This window comes from Aldersonia kunmingensis (assembly GCF_001646865.1).
GTDB classification, from domain to species: Bacteria; Actinomycetota; Actinomycetes; order Mycobacteriales; family Mycobacteriaceae; genus Aldersonia; species Aldersonia kunmingensis.
In genome coordinates this window covers 22,673-29,346 of record NZ_LRRB01000158.1, presented here as the reverse complement: position 1 = coordinate 29,346, position 6,674 = coordinate 22,673, and the positions used below count along the sequence as shown (strand labels likewise).

At 67.4% G+C, this 6,674-nt stretch carries 5 protein-coding genes; 3 read left to right on the top strand and 2 right to left on the bottom strand.

The window, feature by feature from the left end; genetic code table 11:
- Positions 1 to 209: 209 nt before the first annotated feature.
- Positions 210 to 1,727, bottom strand: a complete 1,518-nt coding sequence (locus tag A8G08_RS11775; protein WP_068273958.1) for an aldehyde dehydrogenase family protein — start codon at positions 1,725 to 1,727, stop codon at positions 210 to 212.
- A 34-nt stretch (positions 1,728 to 1,761) separates the two neighbouring features.
- Complete coding sequence (locus A8G08_RS11770) at positions 1,762 to 2,994, bottom strand: TetR/AcrR family transcriptional regulator (RefSeq protein ID WP_068273956.1); 1,233 nt, start codon at positions 2,992 to 2,994, stop codon at positions 1,762 to 1,764.
- A 183-nt stretch (positions 2,995 to 3,177) separates the two neighbouring features.
- Between A8G08_RS11770 and A8G08_RS11765 the strand changes: the two genes are divergently transcribed.
- From A8G08_RS11765 to fadD5, 3 genes are read left to right on the top strand one after another with little or no spacing between them, the layout of a single operon-like run.
- On the top strand, positions 3,178 to 4,170 hold the full coding sequence (locus A8G08_RS11765) for an NAD(P)H-dependent flavin oxidoreductase (RefSeq protein WP_068273943.1): 993 nt from the start codon (positions 3,178 to 3,180) through the stop codon (positions 4,168 to 4,170).
- A gap of 6 nt (positions 4,171 to 4,176) precedes the next feature.
- Positions 4,177 to 4,977, top strand: a complete 801-nt coding sequence (locus tag A8G08_RS11760) for an enoyl-CoA hydratase (protein ID WP_068273941.1) — start codon at positions 4,177 to 4,179, stop codon at positions 4,975 to 4,977.
- A 50-nt stretch (positions 4,978 to 5,027) separates the two neighbouring features.
- Positions 5,028 to 6,593, top strand: coding sequence for a fatty-acid--CoA ligase FadD5 (fadD5, locus tag A8G08_RS11755; protein WP_068273939.1), 1,566 nt, complete (start codon positions 5,028 to 5,030; stop codon positions 6,591 to 6,593).
- Positions 6,594 to 6,674: the final 81 nt, after the last annotated feature.

The window sequence follows — 6,674 nt, the reverse complement described above, 5'->3', positions numbered from 1 at the left end:
CGGACGAAGGTCCCTCGGCCAACCCGGCCGAGGGGCCTTCCACATGTGCGGGTAGGGACTCCATCGCGAGACCTTCCGCCCATAGGTTCGGGCGGGTGCGGTGATGTTACCGCCGTTATCGAAACGCCCCCACAACGCATTCGGCCGCGGGGTACGAGCGAGCCTTTCGATTCGCCCGAATCCCCGCGGCCGCCTTGTCCGCTATGTGGTCAGCTGTGCCGGCCGTGCCGGAACGTGATGACCTTCTTGATCACACCGACCGTTGACGAGCTGCGGGAGAACGACAGCAGCGCCATGCCCGGAATGGTGAACCGCTGGCGCGCGATGGCGTGCGGGTAGGCGAACTCGCGCAGGCCGTCGGCGCCGTGGATACGGCCGAAGCCCGACGCCCCGACACCGCCGAACGGCAGCGCAGAGATCGCGGCGAACGACAGTGCGGCGTTGACCGAGGTCGCTCCGGCGCGCAGGCGACGGGCGATCTCCATGCCATGAGACTTGGAGAACACCGTCGAAGCGAGCCCGAACTCGGTGGCGTTCGCGAGTTCGACGGCCTCGTCGATGCTCTTCACCGCGCGCACGGTGACGGTCGGACCGAAGGTCTCCTCGGTGACCGCGAGCGAGTCCTCCGGGGTATCGACGAGCACGACCGGGTCGACGAACGGCGCGCGCACCGACTCGGGACCGCCGACGAGCGCGCGACCGCCGCGGGCGAGCGCGTCGTCGATGTGGCGCTTCACGACGTCGACCTGCGACGGCATCGTCATCGGGCCGTAGGACGCCGAATCGTGTCCACCCGGCGCGACACCGACGAGCTTTGCCCGCAGTGCGGTGAGGAACTTGTCGTACACCGGCTCCTCGACGTACACGCGCTCGGTGCCGACGCAGGTCTGGCCGCTGTTCGCCATCGCCGACCAGGCGATGGCCTCCGCTGCCGCTTCGATGTTCGCGTCCGCGGCGACGATGGCCGCGTCCTTACCGCCGCACTCGAGCACGATCGGCGTCATCCGCTCGGCGGCAGCCGCCATGATCTGCTTGCCGGTCGGGGTCGAGCCGGTGAACGCGATCTTGTCGATGTTCGACTTCACCAGCGCCGCGCCGGTCTCGCCGTAGCCGACCAGGACCTCGAGGATGCCCGCGGGCAGCTGTGGGTTGGCCTTCTTGAACGCCTCGGCGTAGTAGCGGCCGATCGCGACGGTGTACTCGCTCGGCTTGAACACGACGGTGTTGCCGGCGGCAAGCGCGTAGGCGATCGAGCCGTTCGGCGTGTAGAGCGGGTAGTTCCACGGACCGATGACACCGACCACGCCGTAAGCGCGCCGCTCGATGACGGCCTCGTGATTGGCCATGAATGAGCCCGGCTTCACCTTCTGCGGCGACAGCACCTTCTTGGCGTTCTTCGCGGCCCAGTCGATGTGCTCGAGGGTCAGCATCAGCTCGAGGAACGCGTCCTCGAGCGGCTTGCCGTTCTCCTTGTGCACGAGCGCACTGAGCTCATCGGAGTTGTTGATCAGCTGCGAAGCCCAGCGCAGCAGGGCCTTGCGACGGCCATCGAAGCCGAGGTCGCGCCAGGTCGCGAGCGCACCGCGCGCCCTCTCGACGGCGACGGCCACGGCCGCGGCGTCGTCGATCGGGAATTCCGCGACGAGTTCGCCGGTGGCCGGATTGAGTGACGTCAGGGTGGTGGGTGTGGCCTCGGCGGGACGAGTGGCGGCGGGTGCCTCGGTCATGCGCGCTCCTTGGTGGACGGCGTGGGGGATGTGGTTAATCGGAGAGCGGAATCTCGGCGTCGCCGAGCAGGACTTGCAACATCAGGGTGTGCACCCGCGCCAGAGCCTCCGGGCGCGGGTCGAACCGGATCAGCCGGCCGAGGTCGAGGACGAGGCCGAGCGCGGCGTGGACGCGGAACCGAGCCGCGACAGTGCCGGGCGCAACCTCGGTGAGTAGGTGCACCCACTCTTCGATGTTCTGTCGCTGGATCGCGCGCAGGTTGCTCTGCTCGGCGGCGGGCAGATTGCCGAACTCGGCGAAGTACACGAACAGCAACTCCGGTCCCGAGAAGGCGAGCTGGAGATACTTCTGCGAAATGCGCCGCAGCGCGTCGACCGTATCTACCGATTCGGCGAGCGCGTCCGACAGTGCGGCGGTGACCCGGTCCGCGGCGCGGTAGAAGCCCGCCGCGAGCAGGTCGGCCTTGGACGGGAAGTAGCGGTAGACGCTCGAGGCGTTGATCGACGCCGCCGAGGCGATCTCTTCGATGCTCGCTTCGTGGTAGCCGCGCAGGGCGAAGATCTTGATCGCTTCGTTTAGCACCCGTTCACGTCGGGCCGAGACGGATCGGCCGCGTTCGCCGGACCGTTCGGGTGCGGCGGTATCGGGCAGCGGAGGCAGCGTAGCGCCGAGGACCGAGTCGGCCATCTGCTCTAGCAGTGGCTCGAGCTGGTCGGCTGCAAGTGTCGTGCGGTGGGCAGTGATGCTGCCGATCACGCTGAGCGCGGCGGCGGCGTGCATGGCGATATCGCCGAGCGGGGTCGTGGGTCGCAGCTTCGACAGCGGTTCGGCGATGCTGCGGCCGACCTGATCGAGCGTCTCGCGGATGCGTGCGCGGTCGGCTGCCTCGAGGTAGCGGCGCTCCCAGCGGTACAGCCCGCCCGCGCGCCGGTGCTCGATGGTGGCCTTGGCAAGCGAGGAGATCACCACGTCCAACTGCTCGGCCGGAGCGAGCGATTCGTCGGTGACCTCGTCCACTGCGGCCTGAAGCGCGCCTGCCTCGGCGTCGGCGGCGGCGACGAGCAGGGCGTACTTGTTCGGGAAGTGCCGATAGATGGCCGGACCCGAGATGCCGAGTTCAGCGGCGATTTCGTCGACCCCAACCGGGTGATAGCCGCGCTCACTGAACGCGCGGGCGGCCGCGACTGCGATTTGCGCCTTGCGGTTACGCGGGCGGCGGCGCGGCGCCGTCTCGGACGCTGTGTTGTTCTCCGTGCGGTCGGCCATGGCCACCTCCCCTCCGGTCTACCTGCGCTTACTCACGTCCTCGTTGGTTACCCGTGAAGGGCCGAGCGACGCGCCGAAGCTTGTTGACAGCCAGCCAACGACTCAATAAGTTAACCACAATTCGCGAAATTGGAAAGCTCCGCGGTAACCGCGGGCGGTCACCACATTCGAAAGTAGGGCCTTATGTTGCGTACCCGGTTCACGGAGGTGTTCGGCATTGAACACCCCATCGTGCAGGGCGGAATGATGTGGGTCGGCCGGGCCGAACTCGTCGCCGCGGTCGCGAACGCCGGTGCACTTGGCTTCATCACCGCGCTGACCCAGCCGACCCCCGATGACCTGCGCAAGGAGATCGCGCGAACCCGGGAGCTCACTGATAAGCCGTTCGGCGTCAACCTGACGATCCTGCCGTCCATCACGCCGCCCCCGTACGAGGAGTACCGGCAGGCGATCATCGACGGTGGCGTGAAGATCGTCGAGATCGCGGGCGGCAACCCGGCCACGCACCTGCCGCATTTCAAGGACGCGGGCGTCAAGGTGCTGCACAAGTGCACCAGCGTCCGCCACGCGCTCAAGGCTCAGCAGGTGGGCGTCGACGGCGTCAGCATTGACGGCTTCGAGTGCGCCGGCCACCCCGGTGAGGATGACATCCCCGGCCTGGTGCTGATCCCCGCCGCCGCACGTGTGCTCGACATCCCGATGATCGCCTCCGGCGGTATCGCCGACGCCAAGGGCCTCGTCGCCGCGATGGCGCTCGGCGCGGACGGCGTCAACATGGGCACCCGCTTCCTGTGCACCCAGGAGTCGAGCATCGACCAGAAGGTCAAGGAGCAGATCGTCGCGAACAGCGAGCTCGACACCGAGCTCATCTTCCGCACGCTGCGCAACACCGCCCGCGTCGCGTCCAACGGCGTGAGCCGCGAGGTCGTCGAGATCCTGAACCAGGGCGGCGATTTCGCGGCCATCAAGGACCTCGTCTCCGGTCAGCGTGGCCGCAAGGTCTACGAAGAGGGCGACACCGAAGCCGGCATCTGGTCGGTTGGTCTGTGCCAGGGCCTGATCCACGACATCCCGACCTGTGCCGAGCTCGTCGAGCGCATGGTCTCCGAGGCCGAGGAGCTCATCCGTGGCCGGCTGCTCGAGTCCGTCGTTGAGCCTGCGGCAGTGAGGAACTGAAAGATTATGACTGAGGCAACTGTGACCGCTTCCGGGTTCGTTACCGAACAGGACGGCGGCATCCTCCGCATCACGATCGACAAGCCGTCGCGCATGAACGCGATCGACTACAACGCCATGATCGCGCTCGGTGACACCATCATCGCCGCCGGTCAGGACACCTCGGTGCGGGTCATCGTGCTCACCGGCGGTGGCAACAAGGCGTTCTGTACCGGTGCCGATCTAGCCGCGACCGGTGAGGCTGCCGCCGCGGGTGTTACTCCCGAAATGACGATGGACGGCGCGAACCGCCTCGTGCGCTCGATCGTGGAGGCTCCGGTTCCGGTCATCGCCCGGGTCAACGGTGCTGCCGCCGGCATCGGCGCGTCGCTGGCGATCGCCGCCGACATCACCTACGCCACCGAGGACGCGTACCTGCTGCTGGCGTTCATCAACATCGGCCTCATGCCGGACGGTGGCGCGAGCGCCCTCGTTGGTGCGGCCGCCGGTCGCGCGCTGGCCGCCGAAATGGCGCTGCTGGGTGACCGCCTGCCGGCGGAGGCGGCCAAGGCCGCCGGCCTGATCACCGCAGTGGTCCCGGCCGACGAACTCGACGCCAAGGTCGAGGCTGCTGCGCTCAAGCTGTCGGAGGGCCCGCGCCGTGCGCAGGAGCTCACGAAGCGCGCCGTGAACGCGGCCACGCTGGCGGCACTCGACGGTGCGCTCGAGCGCGAGAAGGACGGCCAGATCGAGCTTTTGACCTCGGCCGACTTCATGGAGGGCGTCACCGCGATGCTGACCAAGCGCAAGCCGGTCTTCGGCAAGTAATTCGCACCGATGTCTTCTCACTCAACGACGAACCCCTGCAAGGAGAGCCGGTGACTGCGTCCGCTCGTCTCGATCAACCACTCCGTTCGCGCCGTAATACCTGGAACACCCAGGTCGAGGTGCACGCCGAAATGCAGCCGGACAGCACGGCTTTCCGCTACCTCGGCAAGGACACCACCTGGAAGCAGCTGCACGACCGCGCGGAGGCGCTCGCAGACGCGCTGGCGCGCCGTGGCATCGGCTTCGGCGATCGCGTGCTGATCGTCATGCTCAACCACACCGAGTACATCGAGGCGGTGCTGGGCATCAACGCGCTCGGCGCGATCGCGGTGCCGGTGAACTTCCGTCTCACCCCACCGGAGATGGGCTACATCGTCTCCGACAGCGGTGCGAGCGTGGTGATCACCGACAGCGTGCTCGCCCCGCTGGTGGCGGCCGTTCGCAACGCCACCCCGGGCCTCGAGCACTGCATCGTGGTCGACGGCCAGACCGAGGGTGATGTGCTCGGCTACGAGGACGTCATCGCGGAAGGGGGCGAATCCCATGTCGCGCTGGATATTCCGGAAGACACCCCATCGCTGATCATGTACACCTCGGGCACCACCGGTAGCCCGAAGGGTGCCGTGCTGTCCTACAGCAACATGAACTCGCAGGCGCTGACGTGCCTGCGGGCGCTGGACAACCGGCCCGACGACGTCGCGTTCTGCGCCTCACCGATGTTCCACATCGCCGGCCTCGGCAGCATCGCGCCGGTCATCCTCGTCGGCGGCAAGACCGTCATCCACCCGCTCGGTGCCTTCAACCCCACCGAGCTGCTCGACGCGTGGGAGAACGAGGGCGCCACCACGGCATTCCTCGTACCGGCGCAGTGGCAGGTTGTGTGCGCCGATCCGTCGGTCAAGGAGCGCGACCTGAAGCTCCGCGTGATCAGCTGGGGCGCCGCCCCCGCATCGGACACCGTGCTGCAGGCGATGTCCGACACCTTCCCCGAGGCGCAGAATGTCGCGGTGTTCGGTCAGACCGAGATGTCGCCGATCACCTGCGTGCTGGAGGGCAAGGACGCGCTGCGCAAGCTCGGCTCGGTGGGCAAACCCATCCCGACCATCCAGACCCGGGTCGTCGACGATGAGATGAACGACGTCAAGCCCGGCGAGATCGGCGAGATCGTGTACCGCGGCCCGACCATGATGTCCGGCTACTGGAACAAGCCCGAGGCCACGGCCGAGGCGTTCGCGGGTGGCTGGTTCCACTCCGGTGACCTGGTCATGCGCGACGAGGAAGGTTTCATCTTCGTCGTCGACCGCAAGAAGGACATGATCATCTCCGGCGGCGAGAACATCTACTGCGCCGAAGTGGAGAACGTGCTCTTCGCGCACCCGAGCATCCGCGAGGCCGCGGTCATCGGCCGCCCGGACGCGAAGTGGGGCGAGGTCCCGGTCGCCGTGATCGCGCTCGAGGGCGTCGACAACCTGACCATCGCCGAGATCGAGGAGTTCCTCAACGAGAACCTCGCGCGCTACAAGCACCCGAAGGATCTCGTGATCGTCGACGAGCTGCCGCGCAACGCGAGCGGCAAGGTGGTCAAGCCGTCGCTGCGTAACGAATACGCCCGCTGAGCGAAGAGGTAGCGGAAGCCGGGGCGTGTGGCACCTGCGGATGTAGTGCGCCACACGCCCCGGCCTTACGTCTACCTGAAG

Coding starts and splice junctions, on each gene's coding strand:
- A8G08_RS11775 (WP_068273958.1), bottom strand. CDS start 1,727: ATGACCGAGGCACCCGCCGCCACTCGTCCCGCCGAGGCCACACCCACC.
- A8G08_RS11760 (WP_068273941.1), top strand. CDS start 4,177: ATGACTGAGGCAACTGTGACCGCTTCCGGGTTCGTTACCGAACAGGAC.
- A8G08_RS11770 (WP_068273956.1), bottom strand. CDS start 2,994: ATGGCCGACCGCACGGAGAACAACACAGCGTCCGAGACGGCGCCGCGC.
- A8G08_RS11765 (WP_068273943.1), top strand. CDS start 3,178: ATGTTGCGTACCCGGTTCACGGAGGTGTTCGGCATTGAACACCCCATC.